Source organism: Kluyvera ascorbata ATCC 33433 (assembly GCF_000735365.1).
GTDB lineage: Bacteria > Pseudomonadota > Gammaproteobacteria > Enterobacterales > Enterobacteriaceae > Kluyvera > Kluyvera ascorbata.
This window is the reverse complement of record NZ_JMPL01000001.1, coordinates 24,381-41,651: the sequence shown is the minus strand read 5'-3', so window position 1 is coordinate 41,651 and position 17,271 is coordinate 24,381. Positions and strand designations below refer to the sequence as shown.

Sequence of the window (17,271 nt, the reverse complement as noted above, 5' to 3'; positions counted from 1 at the left end):
GATCCAACAATCGTTGTAGCCCGGACGAGGCGTTTACGCCGACTCCGGGATTTTCCCCGGCGTCGCTTCGCTCGGCCGGGCTACCTGTTGATTCCGGGCTACCCCAGCAATTCCCGCTTCACATCCATCGCCAACCCAAACGAATGCAGTCGCGCCTGGTGATCGAAAATCTGGCCGTTGACCATAATCTCATCCGCCTGCGTCTCCCGCAGAATTGACTCCAGCCCGTGGCGCACCTTTGCCTTATCGCCCACCAGCGACATCCGCAGCGCCTGATCCACGCCGTATTTCTCCGATGGTGACCAGAAATGTTCCATCTGCTGAATCGGTGGCGGTAGCTGCCCGGTTTCACCACGGCGCAGTTTGGTGAACGCCTGCTGCATTGAGGTGAAGAGGAATTCGGCATCGCGGTTGCTGTCGGCGGCGATGATATTGATGCACACCATCGCGTACGGTTTCTCCAGCCGCGCCGACGGCTTGAAGTTGGTGCGATAGAGATGCAGCGCCTGGAAGAGCATATCCGGCGCGAAGTGTGATGCGAAGGCAAACGGCAGACCAAGCTGCGCGGCAAGCTGCGCGCCGTACAGGCTGGAACCGAGCAGCCACACCGGAATCTTCTCGCCATAGCCCGGTACCGGGCGCACCTGTGGGTCAGGGTCGACCGCATCAAACCAGTCCACCAGCTCCGCGACGTCACGCGGGAAGTTATCGATATCGCCGCTCATATGACGGCGCAGCGCGCGCATCGTCGGCTGATCGCTGCCCGGCGCACGCCCCAGACCGAGATCGATACGGCCAGGATAGAGCGTATTGAGCGTACCGAACTGCTCGGCAATCACCAGCGGCGAGTGGTTAGGCAGCATCACGCCGCCGGAGCCCAGATGCAGCGTGGTGGTGTGGGCGGCGAGATAGCCAATCAGTACCGAAGTTGCCGCGCTGGCGATACCTACCATATTGTGGTGTTCCGCCAGCCAATAGCGGTGGTAGCCGCGCTTTTCAGCGAGCTGTGCCAGATCGAGCGAATGGGAGAAGGCTTCTCGCGCGGAGGAACCCTGAGGGATCGGCGCGAGGTCGAGCACCGAGAATGCAACGGTTTTGTCAGTCATAAAGGCTCACTTTGCTACAGCATAGTCATCAGATTGAAGGTCTTGTTCCAGCCGGGATATCCCCGGCCAGAAAAGCTGCATCTTTAATAATGCATTAAAATCTGACCATTGTTGTTAACAAAGTGAGCGGTTTTATCAGGCCTGCAATTCCAGCCCGGCCAGACGCTTCCAGTAACCGTTACAGTCGCTATTGGCCGTCAGCGGCAGCGGAGCATTGCCGTTTTCGTTGGCGCGGAAGGCGTCGAGCATGGCGAAGGTCTCATTGCCCATCGGTGACAGACGCACCATATCAACCAGCCCATGCATCGATGTCAGTTCATTGCCGAGGTTGTAAACGTAGCCGCTCATGGTCTGAATACCGTTCAGCACGAACACCTGCTGATTCTCCTGCGACAGCATGCTGCGCCCGTTCGGGTACTTGATGCAGCAGGTCTCACACTCATCCTTTGGCTTATCTTCCGAACGCGCGGTAAAGCAGCGGGCGGAGTAGGCCAGCGGCAGATGACCGTAGCTCAGCACTTCCACTTCAAACTTATCGCGGATGCCCAGCTCTTCGCACTGATTAAGCAGGTTCACCAGCCAATCGCGAGAGAGTTCAACCGGCATACACCAGCGTACCATTCCCTGTTTTTGCAATATCCGCAGGGTGACAGCGTTGTAGCAGTTCAGTGCATGGCCGGCGACAAACGGCAGCTTGCGCTCGGCGCACAGGTTCACCACCCCAAGGTCGCTGGCTTCAATCAGAAAATCACCGTTCTCCACGTAGCGCTTGAGTTCGCCCAGTTCGGACGATGCCTGAACCAGCGCCAGCGTAGAGAGCACCACCTGCTTGCCGCTGCCCGCGAGGGATTTTGCCATATCCAGCCAGTCGCCCACTTTGGTGGCGCGGCGCTTGCTGCATACCGCTTCACCGAGATAAATGGTATCGGCGTGGCTCGCGGCGGCCTGCTGGTAAAAATCTTCCAGCGTCTCTTTTGACCAGTAGTAAAGCACTGGCCCTAATGAATATTTCATTGCTGTTCCTACTGCCATTTACGGTGATATGCGCCAAGTGTGGTCTGAGTGCCTTCCGACATCGATCCGAGCGTTTCCATCCACGCCGCCTGCGGGGCAAAGTTCTGCGGGTCCGCCATGCAGCGATCGATCGCCTGACGCCACACTTTTGCCACCTGGCTGACGTACGCCGGGCTACGCTGACGGCCTTCGATTTTCACCGAGGCAATATTGGCGGCCAGCAGCTCCGGCAGCAGCTCCAGCGTGTTAAGGCTGGTTGGCTCTTCCAGCGCGTGATAGCGCTCGCCGTCGACCAGATAACGACCTTTACACAGCGTCGGGTAGCCCGCGTTTTCGCCGTCCTGATAACGGTCGATCAGCACTTCATTAAGGCGAGACTCTAGCCCCTGTGGGGTTTGCTGCCAGCGAACGTAGCGCGCAGGCGAACAGGCGCCGACGGTATTTGGTGACTCACCGGTCAGATAAGAGGAGAGGTAGCAGCGGCCTTCGGCCATGATGCACAGGCTACCAAAGGCGAACACCTCCAGCGGCACCGGCGTGACGCGGGCTAACTGTTTCACCTGATGAATAGAAAGTACGCGCGGCAGTACTACGCGGGCCACGTCAAAGTTGCGATGGTAGAAATTAATCGCCTCTTCATTGGTCGCCGATGCCTGAACGGAGACATGACGCTCAATATGCGGGTAGCGCTCTGCGGCATACTCAAGCATGGCGAGGTCGGCGAGGATAAGGGCGTCGGCACCCAGCTGGGCGGCCATATCTACGGCACGCTGCCAGCGGACGTAGCCGTCCGGGTGCGCAAAAGTATTGATCGCGATGTGCAGCTTACGTTTATGCTGGTGTACGAAGTTCACCGCTTCCTGCAGCTTTTTCTCGGTGAAGTTCAGACCGGCGAAATGGCGGGCGTTAGTGTCGTCCTTCAGCCCGATATACACCGCATCGGCACCGTTTTCGATAGCCGCCTTAAGCGCCGGAAGGTTTCCGGCAGGGCAGAGCAACTCCATAATTCTTCCTGAGTTTGCGGCCCGGCTGGGGCGCATTATTGTTAATGAATGGAGATTTTAGTTAACCTATCGCTAATCATTTTTGATTTGAGGCAGACAAAAGCGTATTGATGACGCCAATAATCCCTCTACCTCACGACATAATTGTTGATTTACGCCGCTATGTCGTTTAACTGATATGGCAAAATAACGGAACTATTGCATTCAGGGAGTAAAGCTTGTGTTGGATAAACTGCGTTCACGTCTGGTCCATGTCGCACCGACTCTGATGAGCGTTCCGGTGAAATTCACGCCGTTCGCGCTTAAACGGCAGGTCCTTCAGCAGGTACTAAGCTGGCAGTTCCGCCAGGCGCTGGATGACGGTGAACTGGATTTTCTCGATGGCCGCTGGCTGAGTATTGAGGTGCGTGATATCGGCCTCACCTGGTTTACCTCCGTTGAGAACGGGCGCTTGGTTGTCAGCGACGCCGCTCAGGCGGACGTGAGCTTCAGCGCGGATGCCAGCGATCTGTTAATGATCGCCGCGCGCAAACAGGACCCGGATACGCTCTTCTTCCAGCGCCGGCTGGTGATTGAAGGGGACACGGAGCTGGGTCTCTATGTCAAAAACCTGATGGATGCCATTGAGCTTGAGCAGATGCCAAAGGCGCTGCGCATGATGCTGATGCAGCTGGCCGATTTCGTTGAGGCTGGCCTAAAATCACCATCAGAAACTAAACATACATCGGTAGGTGAGCCATGCTGATTCGAGTAGAAATTGGAATTGATGCGCCGGGCATCGACGCGCTGCTGCGTCGAACCTTTAAGCGTGACGGTGAAGCCAATCTGGTGCGCGAGCTGCGTGAAGATGGCTTGATCACGCTCGGGCTGGTCGCGACGGACGATGAAGGTCACGTCGTGGGCTATGTGGCCTTTAGCCCGGTCAGCATTGAAGGTGAAGAGCTGCAGTGGGTGGGCCTGGCTCCGCTGGCGGTTGACGAAGAATACCGCGGTCAGGGGCTGGCGCGTCAGCTGGTCTATGAAGGGCTGGATTCACTGAATGAATTTGGCTACGCGGCGGTAGTGACGCTGGGTGAACCTGAACTTTACGGTCGTTTCGGCTTTGAGCGTGCGGCACAGTACGATCTGCGCTGCCGTTGGCCGGGCACCGAAGACGCGTTTATGGTACATCGTCTGGCGGACGATGCGCTGAACGGCGTTCACGGGCTGGTGGAGTATTCTGACCACTTCAATCGTGTTTAAGGCTGCTCAGTAACGTTTCGAATGAACCGTCACCGGCAACGAGGCGCTCTTTCTGGCGCTTCGTTAGCTGCTTAATGCGATACTCGAGGCGCAGCGCCAGCGAGTGCTCGCCGACCTCACCGGAAAACGCCAGGCGCAGTTCGCCTTTGCCGCGCAGCGCTTTCGCCCCTTTACCGCTTTGATGCTGGTGGAACCGTCGTTCAACGTCGGTAGTGATACCGGTATACAATTTGTCGTCCTCGGTACGGACGAGATACAGAAACCAACGCACGTGCGGCAACCTGTCTATGTGTGTGAACGCACCATAGCATAACGGAGAGAACAGATGGAAACCCTCACTGCCATTAGCCGCTGGCTGGCAAAACAACACGTTGTCAGCTGGTGCGTGGCGAAGGAAGGCGAGCTGTGGTGCGCGAACGCGTTCTACGTGTATGACCCCCAGCGCGTAGCGTTTTACCTACTAAGTGAAGAGACCACCCGCCACGGTCAGATGACGGGCCAACGGGCGCCGGTGGCGGGCACAATCAACGGCCAGCCAAAGACCGTCGCGCTGATTCGCGGCGTGCAGTTCAAGGGGGAAATTCGCCTGCTGAGCGGTGAAGAAGCCGAAGAAAAACGCGCGCTCTACGTCAAACGCTTTCCCGTTGCCCGGATGCTCTCCGCGCCGGTGTGGGAACTGCGCCTTGATGAACTGAAGTTCACCGATAACACCCTCGGCTTCGGCAAGAAGCTGCACTGGCTGCGCGACTAAACCTTCAGTTTTGGCAATTCAATGATAAAGCGCGTGGCGACGGTATCGGACGTCACGCTAATCTTCCCGTGATGGGCGCGAATAATCGACTTCACGATAGCCAGCCCAATCCCGCTGTTTTCCCCTTTCCGCTGCCGTGAAGGATCAACCCGGTAGAAGCGATCGAACAGGCGCGGCAGATGCTCGTCTGAAATCGGCGTCCCCGGATTTTCCACGCTGTAGATAACCTTATCGTCCTGCGAGCTCACCTGCACGGTCACCGACATTCCGCGTGGAGTGTAGCGAATAGCGTTGGAGAGCAGGTTGTTGATCACCCGGCGGATCATCAGCGGATCGCCCATCACCAGCGACGGCTGCCCGACAAAGCGGAGCGCCACGTCGCGCTCTTCCGCCCAGGCTTCGAAGAACTCAAATACCTTTATGGTTTCGGTTTGTAGATCCAGCGGTACGCTCTCCGGCACCAACAGATTTTCATCCGCCTGCGCCAGAAACAGCATGTCGCTGACCATTTTTGCCATCCGGTTGTACTCTTCGAGGCTGGAGTAGAGCACGTCTTCCAGCTCTTTCACCGTGCGCGGATGGCTTAAGGCGATTTCAGTCTGGGTCACCAGGTTGGTGATTGGCGTGCGAATTTCATGGGCGATATCGGCGGAGAAGTTGGCCTGACGACGGAACACGTCTTCGATCCGGCCGATCATCTGGTTAAACGAGATAACCAGTTGCTCCAGCTCGATCGGTACCCGCGTGGGATCCAGCCGCACGTCGAGATTTTCCGAGGTGATATTTTTGATCTCCAGGCTGACGTCGCGCAGCGGCTGGTGGCCTTTACGTACCGCGATCAGCACGATCACCACGATAAGCAGGCTGATGACGGCGGCGATCATCATCAGGTTGCGCTTGAGTTCTTTGAGATAGTGCAGATGGAAGTCTATCGACAGCGCGGTGAGCAGCGTGTAGCGATGGCTATCGCTCTGAATCGTTGACGCGATAACCCGGTAGGTCGTCGTCGACATAGCGCTGGCCTCATGGCCTGCCATCGCAGGCATACTGCTGCCAACCCAGCGGAACATGCGTTGAGATTTCAACGCCTGCGAAAACTGGGGAGATGCAAAGATCGGCGACAGATCGGGTCCGGCCGGCGAGCGGTAAAGCTGCGGGTTATCTTCGCTTCTCAGCAGCACGACAATATTGCGATACCCCGCCAGCGCGCTCTGGACGTTGGCCATTTTCTCGGCTTCCGGCGTATCCGGAGCGGTGAGCTGCGCGTTAAGCGTCGCGTTCACCTGCTTCAGGTCGTTCACATCCTGCTCGGCGAAGTGTTTTTCCACCGAATACAGCATCATCCCGGTGAAGGCGGCAAACGCGATAATGGTCGCCAGGCTGATGAAAAAGGTCAGGCGGGTAGCCAGCGAGAACGGGCGGCGGCGCGCGTTAGCCTTCATCGCGAACCTCAAGCACGTAGCCCACGCCGCGTACTGTCTGAATCAGCTTCGGCGTAAAATCGTTATCCATTTTGGCGCGCAGGCGCTTGATGGCAACGTCGATGGCGTTGGTGTCGCTGTCGAAATTCATATCCCAGACCTGGGAGGCTATCAGTGAACGTGGCAGCACCTCGCCCTGATGGCGCAGAAAGAACTCTAGCAGCGTAAACTCTTTACTGGTCAACGTGATGCGGGTGTCGCCGCGCGTGACTTTACGGGAGACGCGGTCGAGGGTCAGGTCGGCAACCTGTAGCTGACTTTCCACTATCACCGCGGCTCCGCGGCGCAGCAGCGTCCGAACGCGCGCCAGAAGCTCGGCGAAGGCGAAGGGTTTCACCAGATAATCATCAGCGCCCAGCTCTAGCCCTTTTACGCGGTGTTCAATAGTACCGAGCGCGGTGAGCAGCAGAATCGGCATGCCTTTGTTAGCGGCACGGAGCATGCGAACAATATCCCAGCCGTTGACGTCAGGCAGCATAATATCCAGCACAATCAGGTCGTAATCGGCGGTCATCGCCAGGTGATAACCGTTGAGGCCGTTGTCGGTGTGGTCCACCACAAAGCCCGCCTCCGTCAGCCCCTTTGCCAGGTACTCGCCCGTTTTGATCTCATCTTCCACCACCAGAATTTTCATCTGCCCTCCATCGCCGCTGCGTGATGGAGCCATTCTAATGGAGCGAACGTTGATGGCAACGACCGAGGCCTTAAATGACAGCATTGTCATTTAAGGCCATCGTAGCCCACCTCGTCCGGGCTACTCTGCCCACGCGTTCTGGCGCTTCAACTCCTCGTTCACCTTGCCGTTGATCTCCTTCAGTACGGCGGGAATATCGCCATCGCAGCTGGCGTAGATTTTATTAAAGCCGTCGGCGGTGATTTGCCGCACCGGGATCCAGTTTGGGATCTGCGGCATGTAGCGCCCCTCTTTGGCGTAGGTTTCCGCAAACACTTCCCAGCGCGGATCGTCGTGGTAATCCTTGATGTTTAGCGTCTTGTTAATCGGCAGGCGAACGATCGGCATCGACGCGCTGTCGGTCGCCATGCCGATCTTCTGCCCCTCTGGCGAGATCAAAAACTCGAGGAACCGCTTTGCCGCCGCTTTATGCTGGCTGGTTTTCATCAGGAATGCCGTGGTGCCTTCCGCCATGGAGATGGCGCCGCCGGGGCCAGCCGGTGGTGGTACAACGGTGTAGGTTTCTTTACCAGGATCTTTATCGAACAGCGCAATGTGATAAGGGCCGGAAGAGTACATCCCGGTCTGCCCCGAACGGAACGAGGTGTTGGCGTCGGCGGTGGTGTGGTTAATTGCCCCCGGCTGCGCTAGCCCTTCACAGACCATTCCACGCATAAACGTCATCGCGGTGACCATCTCTTTGCTGTCCAGCGCCGCTTTAAATTTCCCCGGCTGGGTTGGGACCAGGTAGTTCGCCCCCGCTTGCCACAGATATGACGACGAGAACGAACTGGCGTAGCCACGAGTGGTGGCTAACGGCATGGTAAAGCCATAGGTGTCGTTTTTACCGTTGCCGTCCGGGTCGTCATGGGTGAATGCCTTTGCCACGTTTTTCAGCTCCTCCCAGGTGGTAGGCGCTTTCAGGTTGAGCTTATTCAGCCAGTCCTGACGGATAAACAGCGCGTAGGTATGCGCGGAGGTCGGGACGCCGTAATATTTGCCGTCCGGCAGTTGGGTGGATTTCCACGCAGCCTCATAAACATCGCCGCCGCCCTTTAACTCGCCAGGCGTGATTTCATCTACGATGCCGAGCTGCACCATCTGGCCGACGATAATCGCATCGTTAAACACCACGTCCGGCAGCGCGTTGCCGGTGGCCGCCCGTGCCAGACGCTGGTCGAAATCGGTTACCGCGTTGAAGTATTTAATCGATATCCCGGTCTCTTTTTTAAACTGGTCCGCCAGCTGTTGGTAAATCACTTTTGAATCGTTGCTGGCGCGGATCCAGACATCCAGTTCTTCGCTGAAGGCATTATGTGAAAGGCTAATTAACAGGGCCAAACCCAGCGCTTTGGTTTTGAATTGCATATATTGACTCCGATTTTTACGGTAGATATTTGCCATCCCTGAACAGAGGTAAGGATTGGTGAAAAAAGGAACGAAATGATGATAGGAGTGGGACGAGGATGAAACAATGTTTTGAAAATGTGATTCCTGAAATATCAGATGATTATGTGGTCGGGTTCACAAGGAAAATAACTCTCTGTTTATTCTTAATAATATAACTTCATGAAAATATTAACGTTGGTGTTTCCCGCTAAATATATCCGGTGGCTGGGAAAAGAATAAACCTGTGAGCGAGCTAGCCTTTTTCCGCTAAAACGTGATCGCCAATGAATATTGCAGTGAAAATGTGCGTTTTATTCGCCCATTATTATTTCCCGCCGCTATGACGGCTCATTTTTTGCCATACCGATCACGCGTCGCTGCGCTTAAATGACAGCTTTGTCATTAACCCGTCACGTTGCAAACAGAGTCACCTCCGTAAAGTAGTCGCATAGCCAGCCTCTTTTGATTCGGCTGAACAGGACGTGACATGTTTAAAGTAAAGCAACTGACGCTGGTGATGGCGTTTATTCTGGCCGGATGCACTTCGCTGGCGCCGGACTATCAGCCGCCAGCAAATGTGGTGCCGCAGCAGTTTTCACTCGCGAAGGGCATGCTGGTGCCAACCGGCGGCCAGTGGCAGGAGACCGGCTGGCAAACCTTCTTTGTTGACCCTCAGGCGAAGCGTCTGATTGACGTCGCCCTGCACAATAACCGTGATTTACGCATGGCGGTGCTGAACGTTGAAGCCGCGCGTGCGCAGTACAACGTGACCGATGCCGGGCGCTACCCGCAGCTTGATGGCTCGACGGGCGGCAGCTATGAAGGCGACCTACAGGGAAAAAACGCCACCGCCAAAAGCTACAGCGCTGGGTTGAATCTGAGCTTTGAACTCGACTTTTTCGGCAAGCTGAAAAACATGAGCGAGGCGGACAGGCAGAACTTCTTCGCCAGCCAGGCCGCCCAGCGCGCGGCGCAAATTGTGGTGGTGACCAACGTCTCGCAGGGATACTTCAACCAGCGGCGGCTGGCCGCGCAGTTAGCCATCGCCAAAGAGACGCTGCGCAACTACCAGCAGTCTTACGCGTTTGTAGAACAGCAGCTGGTCACCGGCAGCACCAACGTACTGGCGCTGGAGCAGGCGCGCGGGGTCATTGAGAGCACTCGTGCGGATATCGCCCAGCGGGAAGGTGAACTGGCGCAGGCCAATCATACGTTGCAGCAGCTGCTGGGGACCTACAGCACATCGCTCGACGACGGTGAGCGCAATAGCGCAGCGGTTAAACCCGTGCCGCTGCCGGCAAACCTGCCGTCGACCATTCTGCTACAGCGCCCCGATATCATGGAAGCCGAGCACCAGCTACGCGCGGCGGATGCCAATATCGGCGTGGCCCGCGCGGCCTTCTTCCCCTCGATAACGTTAACCAGCGGCATATCCAGCAGCAGTTCATCGCTCTCCAGCCTGTTCAACGCGGCCAGCGGCATGTGGAACTTCGTGCCGAAGGTGGATCTACCCATCTTCAACGCCGGGCGTAACGAAGCCAACCTGGCGCTCGCCAACGTGAAGCAGCGTCAGGCGGTGGTGAACTACGAGCAGAAAATTCAGGCGGCTTTTAAAGCGGTGGCGGATGCGCTGTCGCTGCGTGAAAGCATCGAAGGCCAGCTGGTGGCGCAGCAGCGCTATTTAGCCTCGCTGCAAATTACCCTGCAACGCGCCCGTGGATTATATGCCAGCGGTGCGGTGAGCTATATCGAAGTGCTCGATGCCGAGCGCTCTATCTTCACCACGCAGCAGGCGATCCTCGATTTAATTTATTCCCAACAGGTTAACGAAATTAATTTATTCACCGCACTGGGTGGCGGCTGGAAAGCGTAACCCTTTATTCAGGAGATTCTCGATATGCGTAATGTAACGATGCTGGTTGGCGGAATGTTGATGGCGATGACGCTGAGCGTTCAGGCCGCCGAAATGCAGCATGACGGACATGGACAGATGATGGAGATGAACGCCGAGCAGGCGGTTATTCAGGGAACCGGCGTGGTGCAGTCGGTGGATAAAACGGCGAAAAAAATCACTATCGCCCACGAAGCCATTCCCGCCATTGGCTGGCCGGCAATGACCATGCGCTTTACCTACACCGAGCCCACCGAAGCGATTAATCAGCTAAAAGCAGGCAGCCACGTGAACTTCTCCTTCATTCAGCAGGGGAACCTCTCGCTGCTTCAGGATATTAAGTCAATCTGATGGCTACCTTAAAATATACCGCCGTCATTGCCTGTAGCCTGATTATCGGCGGGCTGGCGACGGCCACAATAAGCCGCTTTATTGCGCCAAGCGCCCAGGTTGAATCTCAAGCTGCCGAGCGTAAGGTGCTCTACTGGTACGATCCGATGAAACCCGACGTGCGTTTCGATAAGCCGGGTAAATCGCCGTTTATGGATATGGACCTGGTGGCGAAATACGCCGACGAGGGCGGGGATACGCAATCGAGCGGCGTACGCATCGACCCTACTCAGGTGCACAATCTGGGGCTGCGCACGGAGAAAGTCAGCAAGGGCCGCCTCAACTATGGCCAGACCCTTCCCGCGAACGTCAGCTACAACGAGTACCAGTTTGTGATTGTTCAGGCGCGCGCCGAAGGATTTATCGAAAAGGTCTCTCCGCTGACGGTGGGCGACAAAGTGCGTAAAGGCACGCCGCTGGTTGAGGTGACCATTCCTTCGTGGGTGGAAGCGCAGAGTGAATACCTGCTGCTGGCGAGCTCAGGCGGCACGGCAAGCCAGCTGGATGGCGTGCTGGAACGTCTGCGTCTGGCGGGCATGCCGGAAGCGGATATCCAGCGGATGCGCAGCACGCGACGCGTACAGACGCGTTTTATCCTCACCGCGCCTATCGATGGTGTGCTGACGGCTTTTAGCCTGAAAAGCGGCATGAATATCGCCAAAGACAGCGTGGTGGCGCAGATTCAGGGTATGGATCCGGTGTGGATCACCGCCGCCGTACCGGAGTCTATCGCCTGGCTACTCAAAGACACCACGCAGTTTACGGTGGCTATCCCGGCTTACCCGGACAAAACCTTCCCGATCCAGAAATGGTCTATTTTGCCGAGCGTCGACCAGACCACGCGCACGCTGCAGGTGCGCCTGCAGGTCAATAATCCGGATGAGCTGTTGAAGCCGGGGATGAACGCCTACCTGAAGCTGAACGCGCAAAGCGACGAGATGCTGTTGATTCCGTCTCAGGCGGTGATTGATACCGGCGACGAGCAACGGGTGATTACGGTGGCGAGCAACGGTGAGTTCGTGCCGAAAAAAATCCAGGTACTGCATGAATCCCAGCATCAGGCCGGAATTGGTGCGGGGCTGTCGGAAGGGGAATCGGTGGTGCTGAACGGCCTGTTCCTGATCGATTCCGAAGCCAATATCAGCGGCGCGCTGGACAGAATGCGGCATACCGCTGACGCCCACGCCGGGCATTAAGGAGACGGTGATGATTGAATGGATTATCCGGCGCTCGGTCGCCAACCGTTTCCTGGTGATGATGGGCGTGCTGTTTTTGAGCCTCTGGGGCGGCTGGACCATTGTGAATACGCCGGTGGATGCGCTGCCGGATCTCTCTGACGTGCAGGTGATTGTCAAAACCAGCTACCCGGGGCAGGCGCCGCAGATTGTCGAGAATCAGGTGACCTACCCGCTCACCACCACCATGCTGTCGGTGCCGGGCGCGAAAACGGTGCGCGGCTTCTCGCAGTTTGGCGACTCCTACGTGTACGTGATTTTTGAGGATGGCACCGACCTCTACTGGGCGCGCTCGCGCGTGCTGGAGTACCTCAATCAGGTGCAGGGCAAACTGCCGCAGGGCGTCAGTTCGGAGATTGGCCCGGACGCCACCGGCGTGGGCTGGATCTTTGAATACGCGCTGGTAGACAAAAGCGGCAGGCATGACCTTGCCGAACTGCGTTCGCTGCAGGACTGGTTCCTGAAATATGAGCTGAAAACTATCCCTAACGTGGCAGAAGTGGCTTCCGTCGGCGGCGTGGTGAAGCAGTATCAGGTGCAGGTCGACCCGATGAAGCTCACCCAGTACGGCATCAGTCTTAGCGACGTGAAGCAGGCGCTGACCACCTCTAATCAGGAGGCGGGCGGTTCATCGGTGGAGATGGCGGAAGCGGAATATATGGTGCGGGCCACCGGTTATCTCAAAAGCCTGGAGGACTTTAACCATATCGTTCTGAAAGCCGAAGCGAACGGCGTACCGGTCTACCTCAAGGACGTGGCGCGGGTGCAGGTTGGCCCGGAAATGCGCCGTGGTATTGCTGAACTGAACGGTGAGGGTGAAGTAGCGGGCGGCGTGGTGTTGTTGCGCTCGGGTAAGAACGCCCGAGAAGTGATTTCGGCGGTGAAAGAGAAGCTCGCCTCGCTGCAAAAAAGCCTGCCGGAAGGGGTTGAGGTGGTGACCACTTATGACCGCAGCCAGCTGATTGACCGGGCCATCGACAACCTGCGCTCCAAGTTGATTGAAGAGTTTATCGTGGTGGCGGTGGTCTGCGCGCTGTTCCTCTGGCACGTCCGCTCGGCGCTGGTGGCGATTGTCTCGCTGCCGCTGGGGCTGTGCATTGCTTTTATCGTCATGCATTTCCAGGGGCTGAACGCCAACATCATGTCGCTGGGCGGGATAGCGATTGCCGTCGGCGCGATGGTGGACGCAGCGATCGTGATGATCGAAAACGCCCACAAGCGGCTCGAGCACTGGCAGGATGCGCATCCGGATGAACAGATGGACAACGCCACCCGCTGGAAAGAGATAACCGATGCGGCGGTAGAAGTGGGGCCTGCGCTGTTTATCAGCCTGCTGATTATCACGCTGTCGTTTATCCCGATCTTCACACTTGAAGGGCAGGAGGGGCGGCTGTTTGGCCCGCTGGCGTTTACCAAAACCTACGCCATGGCCGGGGCGGCGGCGCTGGCTGTCGTGGTGATCCCTATCCTGATGGGCTTTTGGATCAAAGGTAAGATCCCGGCGGAATCGCGCAATCCGTTGAACCGCTTCCTGATTGCGATTTACCACCCGCTGCTGCTGAAGGTACTGAAATGGCCGAAGCTCACCTTGCTGGTGGCGCTGCTGTCTATTTTCACCGTCGTGTGGCCGCTCAGCAAAGTGGGCGGTGAGTTTCTGCCAAAAATTAACGAAGGCGACCTGCTTTACATGCCTTCGACGCTGCCGGGGATTTCGCCGGGGCAGGCGGCGGTGCTGCTCCAGCAAACCGATAAGCTGATTAAGACGGTGCCGGAAGTGGCATCGGTGTTCGGGAAATCGGGGAAAGCGGAAACCGCCACCGACTCCGCGCCGCTGGAGATGATTGAAACCACTATTCAGCTCAAGCCGCAGGATCAGTGGCGGCCGGGAATGACGCTCGACAAAATTATCGACGAGCTGGATGCCACCGTACGGCTGCCGGGGCTGGCGAACCTGTGGGTGCCGCCGATTCGTAACCGTATTGATATGCTCTCCACCGGGATTAAGAGCCCGATTGGTATTAAGGTCTCCGGCACGTCGCTGGCAGATATCGATGAAGCCGCCCAGCATATTGAAACGGTGGCCAAAACCGTGCCGGGCGTGGTCTCCGCGCTGGCAGAACGGCTGGAAGGTGGGCGCTATATTGACGTTGATATCAACCGGGAGAAAGCCGCGCGTTACGGCATGACGGTGGGCGATGTGCAGCTGTTTGTCTCGTCGGCTATCGGTGGGGCGACGGTGGGCGAAACGGTAGAGGGCGTGGCACGCTACCCTATTAATATTCGCTATCCGCAGGGCTTCCGCGATGGGCCGACGGCGCTGCGCCAGTTACCGATTCTCACGCCCGCGAAGCAGCAAATCACCCTCGGCGACGTGGCGGAGGTGAAGGTGGTTTCCGGCCCGACGATGCTGAAAACCGAGAATGCGCGCCCGGCGAGCTGGATTTACATCGACGCCCGCGACCGCGATATGGTCTCCGTCGTGCATGACCTGCAAACGGCGATTAGCCGCAGCGTGACGCTGAAGCCGGGCACCAGCGTGGCGTTTTCCGGGCAGTTTGAGCTGCTGGAGCATGCCAATAAGAAGCTCAAGTTGATGGTGCCGATGACGGTGATGATTATCTTCATCCTGCTCTATCTGGCCTTCCGTCGGGCGGATGAAGCACTGCTGATCCTGATGAGCCTGCCGTTTGCGCTGGTGGGCGGCATCTGGTTTCTCTACTGGCAGGGGTTCCATATGTCGGTGGCGACGGGAACCGGGTTTATCGCCCTGGCGGGGGTGGCGGCCGAGTTTGGCGTGGTGATGCTGATGTATCTGCGTCACGCCATTGAAGCCGAGCCGCGACTGCAAAACACCGATACCTTTAGCCCGCAGGCGCTGGATGAAGCGCTGTATCACGGGGCGGTGCTGCGCGTGCGGCCAAAAGCGATGACGGTGGCCGTGATTATTGCCGGGCTATTGCCCATACTATGGGGAACCGGGGCCGGTTCCGAAGTGATGAGCCGCATTGCTGCGCCGATGATTGGTGGCATGATCACCGCGCCGCTGCTGTCGCTGTTTATCATTCCGGCGGCCTATAAATTGATATGGTTGTATCGGCACAGGCGTAGTTTGTAGGCCGGATAAGGCGGTCACGCCGCCATCCGGCAATGTGCACCGTATTGCCCGATGGCGCTGCGCTTATCAGGCCTACAAACGACAAACGGTGAACCATTCGATACCAGGGAAATACGGAGACCCTCATGCACCACGCCCTCATTACCGGTGCCACCGGCCTTGTTGGTGGGCACTTACTTAACTTACTTCGCCGGGAGTCGCAGGTTGAATCCATTGTCGCGCCTACCCGCCATCCGCTGGAGCACGCCTTCGGTATTGCTAACCCGCACGACCCCGATCTCAGCGCTGCGCTGGCGAAGGTCACGTCGCCTGTCGATACCGTTTTCTGCTGCCTCGGCACCACGATACGCGACGCAGGCTCTAAAGCTGCTTTCAGCCACGTCGACTACGATCTGGTGCTGGAAACCGCCCGAACCGGCCTGCGCTTAGGCGCTCAGCAGTTGCTGGTGGTCAGCGCAATGGGGGCCAATGCCCGCTCACCTTTTTTCTACAATCGTGTGAAAGGAGAAATGGAAGCGGCGCTGATAGACCAGGGCTGGCCGCGTCTGGTTATCGCGCGGCCTTCAATGCTGCTCGGTCAACGCGGTACGCCGCGCCTGAACGAACGCCTGCTGGCACCGTTGTTTAGCCTGCTGCCGGGAAACTGGAAGGCGATTGAATCACATGATGTGGCGAAAGCCATGTTGAGAGAAGCCAGACACCCCGACACGGCGCCGGTTAAGGTGTTATCGTCGCGTAAGCTCAGGGAAATAGCCCGGCAGTGAGCCTGCCGGGCGGATAGTAAGGACTTACTGGATATAGGTGAACGCGGTCGTTACGCGTTTAACGCCGCTAACGCGACTGGCGATATCGGCCGCCGCTTTACCTTCACGGTCGGTGACCAGACCCATCAGGAACACTTCACCGTTCTCGGTGGTGACCTTCACGTTGGAGGATTTGACCTGGTCGCTCGCCAGCAGCTGGGAGCGGACTTTGGTGGTAATCCAGGTATCGGAAGACGATGTCCCGAGGCTAATCGGCTGCCCCTGGCGCACTTCGTTGAAAACTTCAGTTGCGCCATCAACGCCCACGGCTATCTGTTTCGCGCGGGTAGCCAGGCTTAGATCCGGTGCCTGACCGGTCAACAGGACTTTGCCCTGGTAGGCGGTCACGTTAATACGCGCTTCTTTCTTAATTTGTGCATCTTTAGACAGGGCATTGTTCACACGAACTTCCAGCGTACCGTCATCCACCTGAGTGCCTACCGTACGTGGGTCAGTTGCGGCTTTGGTACCGACTGCAGCCGTGCCGACAACGGCGGCTGCAATGCATCCCTGGAGCAGCAGTGCGGAAATAAGGACCGCGAGGGTCGAAATTACCTTCATTTGTTCTCCTTAGTCGTCCTGGTGTGGGAAAAGGGTGTTATCAATCAAATCACACAGACAGTTTACCGTGAGCATGTGCATCTCCTGGATACGCGCACTGCGGTGCGACGGAATGCGGATCTCCACATCCTGTTGCCCAAGCAGGCCCGCCAGTTCGCCGCCGTCATAGCCGGTCAGGGCGACGATGGTCATGTCACGCGTGACAGCCGCTTCCACCGCTTTCACGATATCGCGGCTGTTACCACGGGTTGAAATAGCCAGCAGAACATCACCGGCGTGGCCCAGCGCGCGCACCTGCTTGGCATAGATTTCATCATGCAGGCGATCGTTCGCTATTGCCGTTAAGACCACATTATCGGAATTAAGTGCAATCGCAGGTAAACCGGGACGCTCTGTTTCATAACGATTAATCATGCAGGCAGCAAAATGCTGTGCGTTGGCGGCGGATGAACCGTTACCACAACAGAGAATTTTGTTGCCGTTCAGCAGCGACTGTACCAGGGTCATCGCAGCTCGGGAGATGGCGTCCGGGAGCGCTTCTGCCGCGGCGATTTGGGTTTGAATGCTTTCGGTGAAGCACACTTTGATTCTTTCGAGCACGATATCCCTTTACATT

17 protein-coding genes are annotated in these 17,271 nt (G+C 57.3%); 8 read left to right on the top strand and 9 right to left on the bottom strand.

The features are described from left to right. Nucleotides 1–98: 98 nt before the first annotated feature. The 3 genes from GKAS_RS00190 to ubiU all read right to left on the bottom strand — a co-directional run bounded on the left by GKAS_RS00190 (nt 99) and on the right by ubiU (nt 3,124). Entirely contained in the window at nt 99–1,106 is a 1,008-nt protein-coding gene (locus GKAS_RS00190; RefSeq protein ID WP_035891080.1) for a luciferase-like monooxygenase, read from the bottom strand. A gap of 135 nt (nt 1,107–1,241) precedes the next feature. Then, nucleotides 1,242–2,120, bottom strand: coding sequence for a U32 family peptidase (locus GKAS_RS00185; protein WP_035891078.1), 879 nt, complete (start codon nt 2,118–2,120; stop codon nt 1,242–1,244). Nucleotides 2,121–2,128: 8 nt separating this feature from the next. Further along, on the bottom strand, nt 2,129–3,124 hold the full coding sequence (ubiU, locus tag GKAS_RS00180; protein ID WP_035891076.1) for a ubiquinone anaerobic biosynthesis protein UbiU: 996 nt from the start codon (nt 3,122–3,124) through the stop codon (nt 2,129–2,131). A gap of 220 nt (nt 3,125–3,344) precedes the next feature. On the opposite strand from ubiU, the gene ubiT reads away from it, so the two are divergent. Next, entirely contained in the window at nt 3,345–3,869 is a 525-nt protein-coding gene (gene ubiT, locus GKAS_RS00175; protein WP_035891075.1) for a ubiquinone anaerobic biosynthesis accessory factor UbiT, read from the top strand. Beyond that, a complete protein-coding gene (locus GKAS_RS00170) occupies nt 3,863–4,366 on the top strand; it encodes a GNAT family N-acetyltransferase (RefSeq protein ID WP_035891073.1) in 504 nt (167 codons plus the stop codon). Before ubiT ends, GKAS_RS00170 begins: the two co-directional genes overlap by 7 nt. Here the strand turns inward: GKAS_RS00170 and GKAS_RS00165 are convergent. Continuing rightward, nucleotides 4,353–4,637, bottom strand: coding sequence for a GIY-YIG nuclease family protein (locus GKAS_RS00165; protein WP_035891072.1), 285 nt, complete (start codon nt 4,635–4,637; stop codon nt 4,353–4,355). The two genes, GKAS_RS00170 and GKAS_RS00165, sit on opposite strands and share 14 nt — an antisense overlap. Nucleotides 4,638–4,691: 54 nt before the next feature. Between GKAS_RS00165 and GKAS_RS00160 the strand changes: the two genes are divergently transcribed. Then, entirely contained in the window at nt 4,692–5,117 is a 426-nt protein-coding gene (locus GKAS_RS00160) for a YhbP family protein (RefSeq protein ID WP_035891070.1), read from the top strand. Here GKAS_RS00160 and GKAS_RS00155 read toward each other — a convergent pair. The 3 genes from GKAS_RS00155 to GKAS_RS00145 all read right to left on the bottom strand — a co-directional run bounded on the left by GKAS_RS00155 (nt 5,114) and on the right by GKAS_RS00145 (nt 8,639). Further along, the gene (locus GKAS_RS00155; RefSeq protein WP_035891068.1) at nt 5,114–6,559 is read right to left on the bottom strand and encodes a Cu(+)/Ag(+) sensor histidine kinase; all 1,446 of its coding nucleotides are present in this window, start codon (nt 6,557–6,559) and stop codon (nt 5,114–5,116) included. The two genes, GKAS_RS00160 and GKAS_RS00155, sit on opposite strands and share 4 nt — an antisense overlap. Continuing rightward, nucleotides 6,549–7,232, bottom strand: a complete 684-nt coding sequence (locus GKAS_RS00150) for a copper/silver response regulator transcription factor (RefSeq protein WP_035891067.1) — start codon at nt 7,230–7,232, stop codon at nt 6,549–6,551. The genes GKAS_RS00155 and GKAS_RS00150 overlap by 11 nt, the downstream gene beginning before the upstream one ends. 120 nt (nt 7,233–7,352) lie before the next feature. Beyond that, a complete protein-coding gene (locus GKAS_RS00145; protein ID WP_035891066.1) occupies nt 7,353–8,639 on the bottom strand; it encodes an ABC transporter substrate-binding protein in 1,287 nt (428 codons plus the stop codon). Nucleotides 8,640–9,147: 508 nt separating this feature from the next. On the opposite strand from GKAS_RS00145, the gene GKAS_RS00140 reads away from it, so the two are divergent. The 5 genes from GKAS_RS00140 (at nt 9,148) to GKAS_RS00120 (ending at nt 16,055) form a co-directional block, all read left to right on the top strand. Beyond that, nucleotides 9,148–10,533, top strand: a complete 1,386-nt coding sequence (locus tag GKAS_RS00140) for a Cu(I)/Ag(I) efflux RND transporter outer membrane protein (protein WP_035891065.1) — start codon at nt 9,148–9,150, stop codon at nt 10,531–10,533. Between the two features lie 24 nt (nt 10,534–10,557). Then, on the top strand, nt 10,558–10,902 hold the full coding sequence (locus tag GKAS_RS00135) for a copper-binding protein (RefSeq protein WP_035891064.1): 345 nt from the start codon (nt 10,558–10,560) through the stop codon (nt 10,900–10,902). Continuing rightward, the gene (locus GKAS_RS00130; protein WP_035891063.1) at nt 10,902–12,137 is read left to right on the top strand and encodes an efflux RND transporter periplasmic adaptor subunit; all 1,236 of its coding nucleotides are present in this window, start codon (nt 10,902–10,904) and stop codon (nt 12,135–12,137) included. The genes GKAS_RS00135 and GKAS_RS00130 overlap by 1 nt, the downstream gene beginning before the upstream one ends. Before the next feature lie 10 nt (nt 12,138–12,147). Continuing rightward, nucleotides 12,148–15,291: a CusA/CzcA family heavy metal efflux RND transporter gene (locus GKAS_RS00125; RefSeq protein ID WP_035891062.1), complete on the top strand. Its 3,144-nt coding sequence runs from the start codon at nt 12,148–12,150 to the stop codon at nt 15,289–15,291. Between the two features lie 125 nt (nt 15,292–15,416). Continuing rightward, nucleotides 15,417–16,055, top strand: a complete 639-nt coding sequence (locus GKAS_RS00120; RefSeq protein WP_035891061.1) for an NAD(P)H-binding protein — start codon at nt 15,417–15,419, stop codon at nt 16,053–16,055. 24 nt (nt 16,056–16,079) lie between these two features. Here GKAS_RS00120 and dolP read toward each other — a convergent pair whose 3' ends face one another. After that, nucleotides 16,080–16,655 (bottom strand): division/outer membrane stress-associated lipid-binding lipoprotein, encoded by a 576-nt coding sequence (dolP, locus tag GKAS_RS00115; protein WP_035891058.1) that lies wholly within the window; start codon nt 16,653–16,655, stop codon nt 16,080–16,082. Nucleotides 16,656–16,664: 9 nt separating this feature from the next. Continuing rightward, nucleotides 16,665–17,255 (bottom strand): DnaA initiator-associating protein DiaA, encoded by a 591-nt coding sequence (gene diaA / locus GKAS_RS00110; protein WP_035891056.1) that lies wholly within the window; start codon nt 17,253–17,255, stop codon nt 16,665–16,667. Nucleotides 17,256–17,271: the final 16 nt, after the last annotated feature.